The organism is Limnohabitans rimovensis (SeqCode) (assembly GCF_965234775.1).
GTDB classification, from domain to species: domain Bacteria; phylum Pseudomonadota; class Gammaproteobacteria; order Burkholderiales; family Burkholderiaceae_C; genus Limnohabitans; species Limnohabitans rimovensis.
This window is the reverse complement of the sequence record NZ_OZ248571.1, coordinates 49,153-65,154: the sequence shown is the minus strand read 5'-3', so window position 1 is coordinate 65,154 and position 16,002 is coordinate 49,153. Positions and strand designations below refer to the sequence as shown.

The 16,002-nt window shown below is 57.9% G+C and carries 17 protein-coding genes; 4 read left to right on the top strand and 13 right to left on the bottom strand.

Annotated features, from left to right (window positions below):
* Window positions 1-48: 48 nt before the first annotated feature.
* From AC8GFZ_RS16155 to AC8GFZ_RS16140, 4 genes are all read right to left on the bottom strand, one after another.
* Window positions 49-342, bottom strand: a complete 294-nt coding sequence (locus AC8GFZ_RS16155; protein WP_506645951.1) for a HigA family addiction module antitoxin — start codon at window positions 340-342, stop codon at window positions 49-51.
* Complete coding sequence (locus AC8GFZ_RS16150) at window positions 342-620, bottom strand: type II toxin-antitoxin system RelE/ParE family toxin (RefSeq protein ID WP_506646043.1); 279 nt, start codon at window positions 618-620, stop codon at window positions 342-344. Before AC8GFZ_RS16150 ends, AC8GFZ_RS16155 begins: the two co-directional genes overlap by 1 nt.
* A 154-nt stretch (window positions 621-774) precedes the next feature.
* A complete protein-coding gene (locus tag AC8GFZ_RS16145) occupies window positions 775-867 on the bottom strand; it encodes a DM13 domain-containing protein (protein WP_506645950.1) in 93 nt (30 codons plus the stop codon).
* Window positions 868-904: 37 nt separating this feature from the next.
* A complete protein-coding gene (locus AC8GFZ_RS16140; RefSeq protein WP_506645949.1) occupies window positions 905-1,816 on the bottom strand; it encodes a hypothetical protein in 912 nt (303 codons plus the stop codon).
* Window positions 1,817-2,381: 565 nt separating this feature from the next.
* Here AC8GFZ_RS16140 and AC8GFZ_RS16135 point away from each other — a divergent pair.
* The 4 genes from AC8GFZ_RS16135 (at window position 2,382) to AC8GFZ_RS16120 (ending at window position 6,773) form a co-directional block, all read left to right on the top strand.
* Window positions 2,382-3,242 carry a phosphate/phosphite/phosphonate ABC transporter substrate-binding protein gene (locus tag AC8GFZ_RS16135; protein WP_506645948.1) on the top strand — a complete coding sequence of 287 codons (861 nt, stop codon included), beginning with the start codon at window positions 2,382-2,384 and terminating at the stop codon, window positions 3,240-3,242.
* Window positions 3,243-3,249: 7 nt separating this feature from the next.
* Window positions 3,250-4,719 (top strand): sensor histidine kinase, encoded by a 1,470-nt coding sequence (locus AC8GFZ_RS16130; RefSeq protein ID WP_506645947.1) that lies wholly within the window; start codon window positions 3,250-3,252, stop codon window positions 4,717-4,719.
* Window positions 4,716-6,107: a response regulator c-di-GMP phosphodiesterase, NosR family gene (gene nosR, locus AC8GFZ_RS16125; RefSeq protein ID WP_506645946.1), complete on the top strand. Its 1,392-nt coding sequence runs from the start codon at window positions 4,716-4,718 to the stop codon at window positions 6,105-6,107. The genes AC8GFZ_RS16130 and nosR overlap by 4 nt, the downstream gene beginning before the upstream one ends.
* Before the next feature lie 75 nt (window positions 6,108-6,182).
* A complete protein-coding gene (locus AC8GFZ_RS16120) occupies window positions 6,183-6,773 on the top strand; it encodes a hypothetical protein (protein ID WP_506645945.1) in 591 nt (196 codons plus the stop codon).
* On the opposite strand, the gene AC8GFZ_RS16115 is transcribed toward AC8GFZ_RS16120, so the two are convergent.
* The 9 genes from AC8GFZ_RS16115 to AC8GFZ_RS16075 form a co-directional block, all read right to left on the bottom strand.
* Window positions 6,774-7,976 (bottom strand): CaiB/BaiF CoA transferase family protein, encoded by a 1,203-nt coding sequence (locus AC8GFZ_RS16115; RefSeq protein WP_506645944.1) that lies wholly within the window; start codon window positions 7,974-7,976, stop codon window positions 6,774-6,776.
* Window positions 7,973-9,232 (bottom strand): FIST signal transduction protein, encoded by a 1,260-nt coding sequence (locus AC8GFZ_RS16110; protein ID WP_506645943.1) that lies wholly within the window; start codon window positions 9,230-9,232, stop codon window positions 7,973-7,975. The genes AC8GFZ_RS16115 and AC8GFZ_RS16110 overlap by 4 nt, the downstream gene beginning before the upstream one ends.
* Window positions 9,229-9,894 carry a PhaM family polyhydroxyalkanoate granule multifunctional regulatory protein gene (locus tag AC8GFZ_RS16105; RefSeq protein ID WP_506645942.1) on the bottom strand — a complete coding sequence of 222 codons (666 nt, stop codon included), beginning with the start codon at window positions 9,892-9,894 and terminating at the stop codon, window positions 9,229-9,231. Before AC8GFZ_RS16105 ends, AC8GFZ_RS16110 begins: the two co-directional genes overlap by 4 nt.
* Before the next feature lie 103 nt (window positions 9,895-9,997).
* On the bottom strand, window positions 9,998-10,474 hold the full coding sequence (locus tag AC8GFZ_RS16100; RefSeq protein WP_506645941.1) for a copper chaperone PCu(A)C: 477 nt from the start codon (window positions 10,472-10,474) through the stop codon (window positions 9,998-10,000).
* 49 nt (window positions 10,475-10,523) lie between these two features.
* The gene (locus AC8GFZ_RS16095) at window positions 10,524-10,934 is read right to left on the bottom strand and encodes an ExbD/TolR family protein (protein WP_506645940.1); all 411 of its coding nucleotides are present in this window, start codon (window positions 10,932-10,934) and stop codon (window positions 10,524-10,526) included.
* Window positions 10,935-10,948: 14 nt separating this feature from the next.
* The gene (locus AC8GFZ_RS16090) at window positions 10,949-11,653 is read right to left on the bottom strand and encodes a MotA/TolQ/ExbB proton channel family protein (protein WP_506645939.1); all 705 of its coding nucleotides are present in this window, start codon (window positions 11,651-11,653) and stop codon (window positions 10,949-10,951) included.
* A gap of 3 nt (window positions 11,654-11,656) precedes the next feature.
* Window positions 11,657-12,355: an energy transducer TonB gene (locus AC8GFZ_RS16085; protein ID WP_506645938.1), complete on the bottom strand. Its 699-nt coding sequence runs from the start codon at window positions 12,353-12,355 to the stop codon at window positions 11,657-11,659.
* A 54-nt stretch (window positions 12,356-12,409) separates the two neighbouring features.
* A complete protein-coding gene (locus AC8GFZ_RS16080; protein ID WP_506645937.1) occupies window positions 12,410-14,527 on the bottom strand; it encodes a TonB-dependent receptor in 2,118 nt (705 codons plus the stop codon).
* A 62-nt stretch (window positions 14,528-14,589) separates the two neighbouring features.
* Window positions 14,590-15,996 carry a PepSY-associated TM helix domain-containing protein gene (locus AC8GFZ_RS16075; RefSeq protein ID WP_506645936.1) on the bottom strand — a complete coding sequence of 469 codons (1,407 nt, stop codon included), beginning with the start codon at window positions 15,994-15,996 and terminating at the stop codon, window positions 14,590-14,592.
* Window positions 15,997-16,002 lie beyond the last annotated feature (6 nt).

The following is a 16,002-nucleotide window of genomic DNA, read 5'->3' as shown; positions in this document are numbered from 1 at the left end:
AGGCGTGGTGTGCTTGCGCTGGGCAAATGTTGGTCAGCGCTATTGGGGTTAGGCCGCCGCCAGTTGAAGCTTGCCAACCCGTTTCAAATTAACGCTCTGGCGCGCTAGCCAAAGATCGTAGGCATCTTGCATGGCGAGCCAGCTCTCTGGCGAACGACCTACCGATTTAGACAGGCGCAGGGCCATTTCTGGCGTCACACGACTAGATCCCTTTAGAACTCTGCTAAGCGTTGACGCCGATACATCTAATTTAACGGCGAGTTCTCTACCGCTAATACCGTTCGGTTCAAGATAAACGCCGGTGATGAACTCGCCTGGGTGCGGCGGATTGTGCATGGCCATCAGTGATAGTCCTCATAATCTAAAACGTATGCGTTTCCGTCCTTGAACTCAAATGTCATACGCCAATTTGCGTTCACGGTGATCGACCAACGCCCCTGAAGCTCGCCTTTCAGTGGGTGCAGTCGGAAGCCCGGAATGTCCATATCCTCAATGGTCTGAGCGGTGTCCAAAGCTGCCAACTGCATGCGAAGACGCTTTCCGTGACTTGCCTGCACCCCCGCTAGACTTCCCGTCTCATAGAGCTTGCGAAGGCCCTTGTGCTGGAAGGACTTGATCATGACGGTCAGTCTAACATGATGCGCACCACGCAACAGGCGGCCATTCGAGTCGACCATGAAGAGGCGGCATTGACGGTAAAACCAGTTCTTCGGCTCTTGGACAATCTCAAGACCCAACGCCTTTGCGTTGGAATAGAGAACATCAACGTCTTGGTTACCTGTACTTGGCAGCCGTTATGAACTGCCCAAAGGTCTCGCACCAGACGATGACCGCGGTGTACTTTGCAAGGTCAATGTTTGCTGGCACGGCAACTAGGGTGTGTTTACGCCATCTAACGTTCGAGTTAACCGGTCGTGAGGCGGGATAGGGTGAATTCACCTTCCCCAGTTGGCGAAGCAATGAACTCCGAGTCAGCCGGAAGGAAGCCCTTCGGTAGCGGCTGCGCCGCAATGGGGTTGTGTACAAGCGCGGAAGGCTCATGGTTTCCGAATACTGTGCCGCCATTGAAGTCGACAGCCCAGATGGCACTCACGCCCTGGTAGCGGGGATCAAGGAACGCATGGGTTGGAACGGACGCGCCATTCGGCTTCGGGATGTGATATCGCTCTTGATAGCCGGTGCCCACGCTCTTGAAAGAGGTTCTATCAATGCAGATCTGAAATGGGCCGACGGGAAAGACGGCTTCGACCGCGTACGGAAACTGGCTGATGCCGTGAAGTGCCGAGATGGGGCCGTGCCGCAACCTGCAACCGTTCACGGCGATGACATAGACATCATCCTCCGTCACTAGACCGCTTCGCAGATAGCCCTTCACTCTGCCGTCGGCGCTGCCGATGAGCTGTTCGGTCTTGTCTTTGATTACGCTTGTCCAGCGAAGCAGAATCGCCTCATGCGGCACCGAGCCGGCGTGGTTCGTTTGGATCTCAAGCCAGTCGTGTGGAAGCCCGATCGGTTCAGGGCAGACTACCTCAACCCACACTCGTCTGGAGCCATCAGCAAGAAGGAAGTCTGGGCCTTTACCGACCTTCATTCTCGCGGGGCGAGGAAGATCCTTGATACGATCGTAGATGAGCGCTTCAGAGACGCACGACCAGAACTTTCTGTCGGACTCGCCGGTGAGTTCGATCTCGTACTTCGAGTCAGCCAGACCGCTGGCCAGGAATGCCGCGCAGACTCTCTGTATCTCCGCGCGATAGTCACTCCGAAGCCCTGAGCCGGGGTAGCGAAGTTCCAGGCGCTGCGAAAGTGTGGGCATGTGACGGCTAACGTAATGTAGACCGCAAAACACGGTTGATACAGCCAGGCAAGGTCGATTCATCCTGTTGTCGATATTCCCGCAAGCCTCTTGAGCCATGGCTTGCAGTTAAATTTGCTCTTTTCATGTAGGAATTCCCCATGTAACCCGCACTCCTGCTTTTAAGTCCACCGGCTTGCTCGATCAAGTACACAAGCAAATACGGTGTAAGCACTATAGCGTCAAAATTGTATTAATTTAACTCTAAATAGCTCATATTCATCCCATTGGCTTCGAGCTTCCTATCCAAAGTGGCCCCCTCATGCTCTATATGCAGACGTTCGTAACCCCGCAAAATCAAAGCAAAGCTGTCGATGGTGTCTGACCGTTTCAATGTAGATGCGCAGCGTAGAAGGGCACATGTCGGTGCGCTTTTCCAGCATGCCTCACCGCCCAGAAATGTGTGAAAGCACCCAAACGTTCTAAAAGCCAACGGGCTCGGGGCATCCACACCCAAAAAAACCAAATTGACACACCGATTTGGCGGTGCGCACCCAATAATCACGGCCTTTACTGTGGAGTGATCATGCGGATTTGCTGCGGGCCGTACAAGGCTTGGGTGTTGGGTGTTTTGTGGGGCCTGGTGAGTGCCAGCGTCAGCGCCGCTTGCCTGGGCGACGCCAAGGCCGTGCGGGTTCATGTTTTTGATGTGGTGCCGCAATTCACCGCTGCGCGGATTTACGGCAGTTGGTCGCCGCTGTTGCAGCGGGTGGGCGCCGCCAGTGGCTTGTGTTTTGAGTTGCGCGTCTCGCCCTCCATCCCCGAGTTTGAGCAAAAACTGCTGCAGGGAGAGCCGGCGTTTGCGTTTGTCAATCCATACCACGCGGTGATGGCGCACAAAAAGCAACGCTATGCGCCGTTGCTCTCGGATGGCGATGAAATGCTCAAAGGCATTTTGGTGGTGCGCCAAGACAGCCCCACCCGACAACTGCAAGACCTGCAAGGCAAGACCTTGGCGTTTCCGGCACCGAATGCGTTTGCGGCCACTTTGTTGATCCGCGCCGAGTTGGCCAAGAAAAAGATCGATACCCAAACCCAGTTTGTCAAAACGCACAGCAACGTTTACCGCACGGTCATCCAAGGCGAGGTGGCCGGTGGCGGTGGTGTGAACAACACCTTGGACAGCGAGTTGCCCGAGGTTCGCCAACAACTTCGGGTGCTGCACGAAACCGCCAGCTACCAGCCCCACCCTGTGGTGACGCACCCCAGTGTTTCGCCCGCCGTGCGCGAGCGTTTTTTCAAGGCCTTTGAATCCCTGACGCTTGACGATTCCGGCCGAAAAATGCTGGACGCGGTGGGCATCAGCAAGCCCGTGCAGGTGAATTACGCCAAGCACTACAAGGTGCTGGAAGACCTGGGCTTGGAAAAGTTTTTGGTCATCCCCTGAAGCGCCCATGCTGGATCGCCAAAATTGGAAAGACGCCAGGCCCGCGCTGCTGATCGCGTTGGCGCTGGCCTTGCTGCAAATCGCCACCGGTTGGATCACCTACCAGCAATCTACCCAACTGGTGCGCGACACCAAGTTTTCATCGGCCGCCAGTTTGGCCAATGGCTTGGTGGCGGCCATTGCGGATTTGGTGGTGCTCAAGGACTACGCGGCGATTGAGTCGCGCATGCTGCAAACCATGGCCAACCCAGAGGTGGTGCAGGCCGCGCTCATCAACCTGGAGGGCAAGGTGCTCTCGGGTTTGCAGCGGGAGAACGGCAAACCCAAACTCGTTTTCAACTTGCCCGCCGAGGTTTTGTCGCCCCAAATTCTGGGCCAACCTGTGGTGCAAACGGTGGATGAAGTGCACATCACCACCTGGACCAAGATCGATGTCGGCACCGGCCTGGGTTGGGTGAAGCTCACCACTTTGGTGGCCTTGGACCAAGATGAGCTGACCAGCTTGCGCCAGCAAACGCTTTGGTTGTCCATCGCATCGTTGCTTTCGGGCGCAGTGATCCTGGGGCTTTTTTTGTGGCGCGCTTATTTCTCCTTGGTCAAACGTGAAAGTGTGATTGCCGACCAATTGGACGACGTGTCGACCCGGCTGCACCAATCCGAAAAACTGGCTTCACTGGGCCAACTGGCAGCGGGCGTGGCGCATGAGATCAACAACCCGATTGGCTATGTCTCGTCCAACTTGAACACGCTGAACAAATACATCGCCATTTACGACAAAACGATCGACCAGTTGCAAGCCCAAACCCAAGCGCAGCCCGCCGCAGGCCAAACGTCCACGGCGGCCAAGCAGGCACCCGTCAAAACACCCAATCACCAGGCCATTCGACAAGATGTTCAAGACCTGCTGCGCGAGACCCAAGAAGGCATCACCCGGGTTAAAAACATCATCCAAGACTTGAAGGATTTTTCGCGCTCGAATGCTGCGCAAAACTTCACCTTGGCCGATTTGCAGCAAGGGCTTCGCTCCACCCTGAACATCGTGGCGGGCGAGGTCAAGCCCCGTGCCGAATTGGACTTGCAACTGTCGCCACTTCCCGATGTGGAGTGCGTGCCCTCGCAAATCAACCAGGTTTTTTTGAACATGGTGGTCAACGCGGCCCAGGCCATGCCCAAGGACCACAAAGGCAAAATCAACATCCGCTGCGGCGTGGCACAAGACACGGTTTGGTTTGAGTTTGAAGACAATGGCGTTGGCATGGATGCAGCCACCATTGCGCGCATTTTTGACCCGTTCTTCACCACCAAAGATGTGGGCACCGGCACCGGCTTGGGCCTATCGGTCTCATTGGGGATTGTGAAACGCCATGGTGGCCAAATCCTGGTCCACAGCACCCCTGGGGTGGGGACCACTTTCAAAATCGAATTGCCCCTGCGCCAGCCGCAAGCATTGACCAACCCTTCTGGAGTGAGCGCATGAACGACAGCACCCCCCCACACACCGAAGAAGCAGCTGTGTCAGTGCCTTGGGACCCTTCGGCCGTGAAAATTTTGTGCGTCGACGACGAGCCCAATGTGTTGTCGGCCCTGCGGCGCATGTTCACACTCGAAGGCTGCACCATCAGCGTTGCCGACAGCGGGGCCGCAGCCCTGCAAGCCCTGGCGGACGAGCGCTTTGATGTGATCATCTCTGACATGCAAATGCCGGAGATGAATGGGGCGCAGTTGCTGCAACAAGTGCGTCAGCAATGGCCCCACACCATGCGCATTTTGCTGACCGGCACGGCCGACTTGGCCAATGCCGTGGCCGCCATCAATGAAGGTGAGATTTACCGCTACATCGCCAAGCCCTGGAATGACGAAGAGCTGTTGGGCGTGGTGAAAGGGGCGGTGGCATTTGCCAGCCTGGCCAAAGAGCGCGACCGTTTGTTTGCACTCACGCAAGACCAAAACAAAGCCCTGGAAGAAATGGTCGAGACCTTGGAAGAAAAGGTTCAGGCGCGCACCGCTTCTCTGCGCCAAGCGTATATGGCGTCGATCAAGGCCTTTTCTGGGCTGCTGGGTTTGCGCAACCCAAAACTGCTCGAGCACTCCACGCGCGTGGCCAGCACCGCCATGAAAATGGCCAAGCGGGCGGGCCTTGACGATGCCATGGCGCAAGATATTTTCATTGCCGGTTTGCTGCACGACTTGGGCAAGATCGGCCTGAGCGACCGGGTGTTGAACACCTTCATCGACAATCTGCCGCAAAGCGATTTTGTGTTGTTCGAATCCCATGCAGCCATGGGCGCCACCTGCCTCAAAGGCTTAGAGGGCATGGACGCAGTGTCGCACATGATTCGCGCGCACCATGAAAATTTTGACGGCAGTGGCTACCCCGATCGCTTGTCGGGCGAAGCCATCCCCGTGGGCGCCAGGTATTTGGCCGTGGTCGAGGTGTATGAAGAACTCATGTCGGGCGATTACGACGGCAAACCAGCCAGCCATGCCATGGCCATGCGCAGCATCAGCAAAAATCGCGGAACGCTTTTTTGCCCCCAAGCGGTTGACTTGTTGGTGCAGGTGCTGGGTGGCGTCCCTGCCTCACCCGAGCCGCGCCCCACGGCACCCACTCCCGCACCCACGGTGAAGCCCGAGGCGACAGCGGGCAATGATGTCTCTGCCAAATTGAGCTACCGACATTTGGTGGAGACCATTCGCAAGTTCTCCCATGCACGGATTGAAGACTTGCGCGGCCAGCCCAATGGCTTTTTGTGGATCCATGTCGAACAAGGGCACGGCCAAGGCAATCCTGATTTGGTCATTTGGCTCAAAGGCCATGGATTTGTCTGGGCTTCTGCACAGTCTGCCTGGCACTTTCCCTTTTGACCGGCTTTTGAGCCAATCGGCCCGCGCAAAAGGGTGACGATCTACACTGAGCCTCACTCTGGAAAGAAGCACCCCATGAACTCCCTTCGCACTCTCTTTTGCGCGCTGATCTTGTGCAACCTTGCCGCCCCTGCTGTGGCACAAAACATCAACTGGCGCGGCACCATTGCCTCTTTTGATGGCAAGGCCTTGGGCGTGAGTTTGCGCGACGGCTCTGTCGTGGTGGTCGACGTGCCGGAAAGTTTGCCAATTTCAGCCACCGCAGCTTTCACACTGGCAGACGTCAAGCCGGGCATGGTGCTGGGGGTGACCACGCTGCAACGCGCCGATGGCACCACGGTGGCCATCGATGTGCGACCCATCCCAGCCACCGCACCGCAAGGCTTGTCGGCTTACGATTTGCAACCCCAGTCCACCATGACCAATGCGGTGCTCGAGGCGGCTGTGGCCAGCGCCAACGCACACGAACTGCTGCTGAACTACAAAACCGGCACGGTCAAAGTGGTGGTGCCGCCTGGCACGCCCATGTCACGGGCCGTGCCGGGTGTGCGAAGTGACTTGGTGGTGGGCGAGGCCGTTTATGTAGCCTCGCGCCGCAATGAGGCGCAAGGCTTCACGGCGGTGCGGGTGCAAGTGGGCAAGAACGGCATCAAGCCCACCCAGTGATCAGGCCACCGCGCCTTGGGCTTTGAGTGCCGCCACTTCGGCGGAAGACAAGCCCAAAGCGGCCAACACCTCGTCGGTGTGCTCACCTGGCTGGGGCGGGTGTTGGCGCACACCCAGGCGTTGACCATCCAGGGTCAAAGGCAGCAAAGCGGCGCGCGCCATTTGCCCGGCCCGGGGGCCATCGGTCAAGCGAACATCAGCCAAGCCACCGGTGGCTTGTAAATGCGGGTCGTCAAACAAATCCTCTGGCTTGGCAATCGGCGCATAGGGCAAGCCAGCGCTTTCAAACAACTGGGACAAATCTTTGGCGCTCCACACCGCCAAACGCCTGCGCAACTCCGGCAGCAGTTGCGCGCGCAAACGCACCCGGTCGTTGTTGGTGGCGTATTCGGGCCGAGCGAACAAGTCGGCAAAGCCCAGGCGCTCGCAAAACACCTTCCACTGCGCATCACTCACCGCAGCCAAAAAGATTTGCTCGCCATCTTTGACGGTGAACACGTCGTACACCGCCCAAGCGGAAATGCGGTCCGGCATGGGCGACGCCGCTTGACCGGTGATGGCGTACTGCAGCATGTGCTGCCCCACCAAAAACACATTGTTTTCAAACAAGGCCGATTGCACCTCTTGGCCACGCCCGGTGATGCCGCGCTGGATCAACGCACCCATCACACCAATGGCACCAAACATGCCGCCCATGATGTCGTTGACACTGGTACCGGCCCGCAAAGGGTCGCCGGGTCGCCCAGTCATGTAGGCCAAGCCGCCCATCATTTGCACCACCTCATCGAGCGCGGTGCGGTGCTCATATGGGCCAGGCAGAAAGCCTTTCAGGCTGGCGTAAATCAAGCGCGGGTTGTCCTGGTTCAGGCTGGCATGGTCCAAGCCATATTTGGCCAAGGTGCCGGGCTTGAAGTTTTCGGCCACCACATCGGCGCTTTCACACAGGCGCCGCGCCACCGCTGCCCCCTCGGGCTGATGCAGGTTGATGCGGATGCTTTTTTTGTTGCGATTGAACATGGGGAAAAATCCCGCGCCTGAACCCAGCAAATGGCGGGTGCGGTCGCCATCGATCGGCTCGACCTTGATCACCTCTGCCCCCAAATCGGCCAGCACCATGCCGCAGGTGGGTCCCATCACCATGTGGGTGAATTCAACCACCCGCAAACCACTCAGGGGTTGGTTGGTGGTCAATGGCGCGCTCATGGGCTGGTGAACACCGTCAACACACCGGTGTAGCCATGCAGGTGCCGGTGGGCGATTTCGCCACCGGCAAAAAACCCGACCAGGGGCACATCGCCCAATGCACGGCGCACGATGTGCATTTCCGCACTGGGACCGCCAAAGTGCGGCCCACCTCGGCCAGCACAGCTGACATAGATGGCCCCCACGATGCGCTTGGAACCGGGCCCGGGTGTTGCACTGTCCTCTGCTGTCCATGGCATGGTGTCGTCGTCCATCAAAGCGGTCGCTTCCAAGGCTTCGCGGATTTCAGAGCCAATGCGCATCAAGTCGGCCCGCGCGGCGTTGACATTTCGTTCGCAAAAACTCAGGCCCATACCGGGCGTGACCATCTCGGCCACCGCCACGGCTTTACGCGCCGGGTCTAACCCCACGATGTGGCGCACCAGGACCTCAGCGCCAAACTCTTGTCGGGGCCGAATGGGCTGGTCGTTGGCTGACGACAAGCCCACCAAAGTGGCGCGGACTCGGGCCAACGCGGGCTGGGGTTGGTCCAAAGAAATTTTCAAATCGCGCATCAACACATCCAGCGCCGGCTCACCATCCAAAGCCAACACCAAATGGCCCTCGCATTCGGTGATGGTGTGCTGGTCAGAGACGGGCACACAGCCTTGGGTGACCCGCGACATCAAGGCCACCTCTGGGCCAAAGGCCACGCCACTCAAACCACCGCTGTAAACACCGCCCGCCGCACCTTGACCGCGCACGTGGCCGCCCGAGCTGACGGCAAACTGCACCGCAGCATGGCGGCTGCTGGCCAGGCCCCCAAACACGTAATCGCCGTGGGTGCGTTGGGCCAGCTCGGCAATCAAATCGCCCACATCGGGGGTTTGGCCATCCGCGTGCACCAAGGCGGTGTGGGGCTCAAAACCCATGTGCTGGCCCAAGGGGGCCACGCCACTGAACACCCGGTACTGGTTGTGCGGCAACTCGCACAGCATCACCGTCAAGGCGGGCTCGTCAAAGTACTCGACGTTGTTGCCTGCAATGCCCACACCCACCGTGCCCGCCCAATCGGTGACGGTGGGCAATTCGGCGCTCAACCAATCCAAGATGTCTTGGGCTTGGTCGGCATAGTGGTCGGTGATGTAAATCAAGCCCAGGGTGGGCTGCGCTGCATGGGTGGGCAAACTCAATTGCGCTTTGAGTTGGGCCAACACCAAGCCGGCTGCCATCGGCCACTGCGGGTGGGTGGCGTGGGCACTGGGAAACAACTTCATGGGCGTTTGGTCGTGGCTCGTTTGCGGGCAGCTGGGCGTTTGCTGGCGGGCTTGGTGCCTGCGGCTTTGGCCGCATGGGCAGGCGCGGCTTTGCCCGCCATGTCCATGCCCGCCGCTTTGGCCTGTTGCTGCATGTCGCTCATGGTTTTTTGGGCGATGTCTTGAAACTGCTGGGTCAAGGCGCCCCACCATTGAGAAGGGTCGATGGCGGCACCAGCGGCGGGCTTGCTGCTGGCTGAGGTGCCCTTGGCAGCGGCGCGTGGCGCCGTGGCTTTTTTGGGTGACGGCGCAGGTTTTTCTTCAGCGGCTTTGGGGGCATTGGCGGCAAACATAGAAGCCCCTGTGGGCCAAGCACTGGGTTTGGCCTTGAGCGATTCGGCCAGGTCGCCCATGCTCATGTTCATGTCTTGCAGGGTTTTGAGCGTCATGCGCTGCACCTCCAGCGCCTGGATGGTGGCCGCAATGGCTTGGGTGTTTTGGTTCAGCCAAAACTGCACAGCCTTGAGTTCTTGGATGCGCTTTTCCAACTCTTGCGGGTCCAAGGTGGGCGCGACCCAAGCACTGGGGCCCATGCCCGCTGCAGCGCCTTGGGATTGCAGATTTTTTAAAAAATCAAAGCCCGGAACAAATTGGCTGAAATCAAAACCAGGGGTTTGGTTCATGCGGCACATCCTTGCAGGCGGGCCGTCCCCCATGGACCGCCCTATGCCCCGAGCTTATCCGAATCAACCCCGCGCACAGCTGGGGCAAATGGGAACTCGCTCTTCAGTGTTTGTGCGCCGAACCCTTACCGCCCTCTTTGCCCAAGCCGTGGGTCATTTCTTTCACCGGCAGTTTGACCTCTTGCTGCGACACCACGCCTTTGCTGTCCTTGAATTTCAAGGTGATGGTCACGCTGGTATCTTTGGCCAAGGGGCCTTTGAGGTCCATCAACATCACGTGGTAGCCGCCGGGCTGCAATGCCACGGGCTTGCCCGCAGGCAAGTCGATGGCGGGTACAGCGGCCATCTTCATCACGTTGTTGTCCATCTTCATTTCGTGCACCTCGGCCACACCGGCCACCGGGCTGCTCACCCCCACCAATTGGCTGCCTTGGGTGGCGGTGAGCTGCATGAATACACCGGTGGCTTTTTGTCCCGGCACGGTGGCGCGCGCCCATGGGTCTTCGATCTTGACCTGGGCCCAAGTGGGCAGTGCCCAAAATGCACCCAGCATCAAACCCACAGATATCAAACGTTTCATGAGAAAACTCCTTTAAAAAAAATGGAATCGACGGTAGCCCAAGGCAGGTTCAGGGCTGGCGCTCGGTGATGAAGCCAATGCCCTGAATGCCCGCGCGTTGCGCGGCCGCCATGGCCTGGGCCACGCGCTCGTAGCGCACATCTCGGTCGCCACGGATGTGCAACTTGGGTTGGGGTTGTTTGGCGGCCTCGGATTGCAACAAGGTCACCAGGGCTGCATCGTCAATGGCGGTTTCGTTCCACCAGTAGCGGCCCTGCGCATCGACACTCAGCCGAATGGTTTGCGGCGGCGTGTCTTGCGCTTGGTTGGTGGCACGCGGCAATTGCACATTGACCGCGTGCTTCATCACCGGCACGGTGATGATGAAGATGATGAGCAGCACCAACATCACGTCCACCAGGGGCGTCATGTTGATCTCGTTCATCACCTCGTCGGTGTCGTCTTGGGTGCCAAAGGCCATGTTCGCGCTCCGGCTCAGGGTGTGTGGGTACGGTCTTGACCGTGGACGCGGGCGCCGGTGATTTGCAGCGCATGCAAGTCGTGGGCAAAGCGATTGAGCCGCCCAATGACTTGCTTGTTGCCGCGCACCAATGCGTTGTAGCCCAGCACCGCAGGGATGGCCACAGCCAGGCCCAAAGCGGTCATGATCAAGGCCTCACCAATGGGGCCGGCCACTTGGTCGATGCTGGCTTGACCGGCCGCGCCAATTTGCACCAGCGCGTGGTAAATGCCCCAGACCGTGCCAAACAAGCCCACAAACGGCGCGGTCGACCCCACCGAGGCCAGCACCGCCAAGCCCGACTGCAAGTGCGCCGTGGCCTCGTCGATGGCCCGTTGCAAGCAGCGGGTGACCCAGTCGCTCACATCGAGTTGCTGCGCCAAAGCCGGGCGAGCAGCGTGGTTTTGCACATGGTCAAGCGCCTCGCGGGCTTGTTGGGCGAGTTGTCGAAACGGGTTGTCTGCAACCTCGCCCAAGGCTTGCTCGCCTGCGGCCAAGCTATCGCAATGCCAAAAGGCGTCCACCAACTGGGCTTGGCGTTGGTGCCGCCACAAATGGCTGGCCTTGAGAAAAATCACCACCCAAGAAGACATCGACATGACCAGCAGCAACAAGGCCACCAAGCGGGTCACCATGTCGCCTTGGGTCCACAGGTTGACCAAACCAAATTCATTGTTCATGCGTCACTCGTTTCCCAATTTAAATTCAATCGGCACCTGAAACCACATGGTCTCGGGCACACCACCGCGTTTGCCCGGCACATAGCGCCAGCGCATCACCGCATCGGCAGCGGCGCGATCCAATCGACCATGGCCGCTGGATTGCTGCACCTCAGCTTGCTGGGGCACGCCGTCTGCGCCAATGAGCACCCGCATCACCACCCGCCCTTGCTCGCCCATGCGCCGGCTCATGGCGGGGTATACCGGTGGCGATTTGGCTTGGTAGTCTGCCACGGTGGTGGGCAGGTCCACTTTGGTGGGCGCCGCAGGCGCGGCGGGCACGACCACGCTGGGCGCAGGGGCCACAGGGGCTGTGGCCGAAACCGGCGCATTCACCGGCGCAGTGGCCGCCAGGGTGGGCGGGGCTGCGGGTGTCTGAGTGGGTTGCGGCACAGGCTCCGGGGCCAAGGCCAAGGGTGTGGGTGCCAGGCTGGGGCGTACCGGGAGCGCAGGTGGCGGCGGCGGTGGAGGCTTGATCTGAGGTGGCGGCGGTGGCGGCGGCACTTCGCTCACCAGGGCCACGGGGATCACCCACTCGGTCGCGCGCTTGAGCAACCCCGAATGCAATGCCCACAAACCTGCCATGTGCAGCACCACCACACCACCGATCAATACGGCAGTGCGCTGCGAAGAGTTCCATGTGGGGTGGTGCACAGCTGGCATTACATCATCAGTGAATTTGCAGAAAAAGTCATTGAAAAAGATCGCCCGCATCCATCAAAATAGAACCCTGGTTGTTAGTCGCAATGTACGCGGCTCTGAGGGATGAACATGAACATCTGATACACCAGCCAATGGTTCTCCAGGCAAACGCGATGAATAGTAGTAGCTGATGTCATTGTTTTTTCGGTCTGTCAGGTTCAGCACATCCAAAGTGACATCAATGTCTTCTGACATTTTCCTGCTCAGCCTGAAATTGGATGTGAGACTGGACTTGGATTTGACAGACGCATCTTCAATCAAGGCGGCTGCGCCTATGTACCTGATACCCAAGGAGGCCGACCACGGCCCCATATTTCTCATGGCAAGCGAGACATTTGCCACCTCTTCAACTGCGTTAGGAATGTAGTTGCCAACCGGATCGGCATCTGAGTACCTGGGCGTGGTCCAAGCCAGGTTGACATCCATGAGAAATTTGCTGTTCGGTGTCCAATGATTACTCCACTCCACGCCCGTTCTCTGGCTGGGTCGGCCTAGTTGCGTGGTGCCTGCGTCGCCGACATAGACCAATTCCGAATCAAAATTCAAACGCCAATATGCCAGCGTGGTCTGAAGATCCGGGATGATTTGAGACTTGACACCCATCTCCTGCCCCATCGAACCCACCAGGCCAGGTACGGGATCAATAGGCTGTCCTGATTTCGGGTCTGTCTTAGCGGTCGTACCTCGGGCGTCATTGCTATGGAAGCCTCTGCCTGAGTTGAAGAAAAACTCCGTTTTATGCCAAGGCCCCAAGATCAATGAAAATTTAGGTGAGATCTTGAAGTCACTCGACGATCCTGAGTTTTCGGACAAAGTGTGACTGATTACATTGGCAAGGAGTTGATCGGCTCGCACGCCCACTACGGTACGCAACCAACCAGTCCAACCGATTTCACTCGATCCATATAGACCGGCCTGGGTTTGCTTGACAGAATCATCGCGAACTGTGCCTGAGGTCGAAATTTGCCCCGCATTGGCGTCGAACAAACCCACACGAATGCTGTCTTGCCTGAGTTGAACGCCCAGCGTATTTTGAACAATTCGCTTTGGGCCCAATTCACTGACCCAGGTTTTGTAGGCTTTGCCACCCAACACAGTTCTGTTGTCCGTTTGAGCAAATTGATCGCTGGCCCGATCCAGGCTGTAAGTGAAATTGGAAAAGAGGTTCAGATCATATTTAATGGCATACCACTCGACCTTGGTCAATTCATTTTCGGAGTTCGAATGCCAAGTCCCTGACAAGCTGTATCTGCTGGTGTTGGCACCATCCGTTGAATCCAATGAGTCGTATAGCCCAAATGGGCGGCCCATGAATACGCCTGAGTCAATCAATCGCTGAGGGATTTGATCAGTGGAATTCCAACTTGCTGAATATGCGGAAAGGCTGGTCGTCCATCCCTCCCTGGGGCTTCCCGAACTGAGAATGAATTGCGCATTGGTTTTGCGCATGCCTTCTGGAACTGTCCAGGGACCATTGTTATTCATGCGTTCTAATGCGCTGAGTAATGTGAGACCTTCACCCACATGGCGAGACTCACCAGCGACTGCCCGCAAATAACCTCGATCGCCAACAGTGAAAAAAGCGAAGGGTTTATCAAACTTGGTTCGATAAGTGATGCTGGCCGAGCCTGCTGATGAAAAATCTCCTTCAGAAGCAAAGTAAGGTCCTTTTCGGTAATCAATGCGACTGACCAGCTCGGGAATCAGAAGGTTTAAATCACTGTATCCATGCCCGTGTGCGTGGGTGGGCATGTTGATAGGAACACCGTTGAGCGTTGTAGAAAAGTCTGTCCCGTGGTCTAAATTCACACCACGCAAAAAATACTGATTGGCTTTACCGTCGCCAGAGTGCTGGGTAACGACCATGCCGGGAATGTATTCAAGCACCTCAGCTGGACGCAAAAGGGGGCGATTTTTCAACAACTCAGCGCCCACAACACCCTGCGTGGCCGCATCGCTGGTTCCAATGGCGTTGTCGTAATGCCCGATGACCTCGATGGGTGCCAATTCATGTGCCGAAGCAATCTGACTTATAGAAAAAATGAATGTGACAACAACGCCAGCAGGAACACCAAGATCTAACGCACATTTAACCAATGGATTTACCTTTCGCAGCGGGCGTGAGCAAAGCATTTAGATCACCAAATTGGCTGACGCAGGAGTTGAATCGAATTTTATGTGGTGTCCACATTCATTCATCCTACTTTGACCAATGCCTTAGAACGCCATGACTTGAATACTTCAACCAAAGCGACCATGGGCGCTGTCATGGTCAACAAAGGCATCGCCCACAACATGAATGCGGCACTCAACCACATACCCCACGAGGGGCTGCGCCAAGCGCCTGGCAACAAAGCGGGTAATCCCACTGACCCCATCGCGCGGCGTTTGAAATACATCACCCAACCGGACACCATCGAAAAGATCAAACCCAAGCCAAAGATGAGCAGCACAGCTTGGTTCCAATAGCCCAGCTCGGCCCGATGAAACGGAATGCCCACCCCCGTGGCTTTGCCAAAAAAGGTTTGCGCATCCCAACCGCTGTAAAACAAGCGCTCGCCGCTGTAGGCGTCCACCAACAGGTCAAAGCGGTCCATGGGCTGACCCCGCTCAATATGGTTGGCACGCCACACGCCAGCGGGCCCTTGGGGCGGCATGATTTGCATAGTCACCTGTGGGGCGTGTTGGCGTATCGCTTGTACCGCTTGCTCCCAATTCATCGGAGCGTGCCCCTCCACAGGTTTGGACTGAAAGTGGGCGGGTATGCGCGGAGACGCTTGCCCCGCCGCATCGCGCAGCCAACGCACCCGCTCGCCGGCGTTTTTGCTCCAAGTCAGACCCGTGGCCAAAATGGCAGCAGTGACCACGCTCAAGCCCACGCCAGTCCAGGCATGCCAGCGCCGCCATGCGGCACGACCTGCGCCGCGCACGGGTGTCGCATGGGGCTGGGGCCACCACAAATAAGCGCCCGTAACCAGCATCACCATCACCCAACTGGCCGCCAGCTCAATGATCCAGCGCCATCCATCGCCTTGTAACCAACTCGAATGGAGTTTTCGCGCCCAAACGCTGAAACGCTGCGACTGCTCCAAGCTGCCCAACACCTGCGCGTTATAGGGGTTGACATACACCACCAAAGATTTGTTGGGCAGGCCAAAACTGGGGCGCAAAAAGGCAGGCTTGTCAGGCTTGGCCACATGCTCGGCAGCGCCATGCTCGCCATGACCACTGTGGCTGGTTGCCGCAGGTGCGGGGTGGGGCTTGACCGCATGCTCACGGGGTGCCATCCAGGCAAAGCGCGCACTTTCGTTGACCCTTTGCGCGGGCACCACCGAATGCAGTGTCCAACCATCCGGTGCAGCGCTGCGCGCAGCGTCAACCAACTCGTCAAAGGGGCGGGCTTTTTCAAGCACCTCCACCTGGTCCAAATGGACATACAGCGCCGACTCGATTTGCGGGGTGAACACATATAAAGTGCCCGTGATGGCCGCCGCCACAGCAAAAGGGCTGGCGATCAAGGCGGCCCAAAAGTGGATGCGCCACATCAGGCTGCGGCGCTGGGCGCACAAATGTGTCTTGTCTTTGTTTAGATGGAAAAACATGGTCAG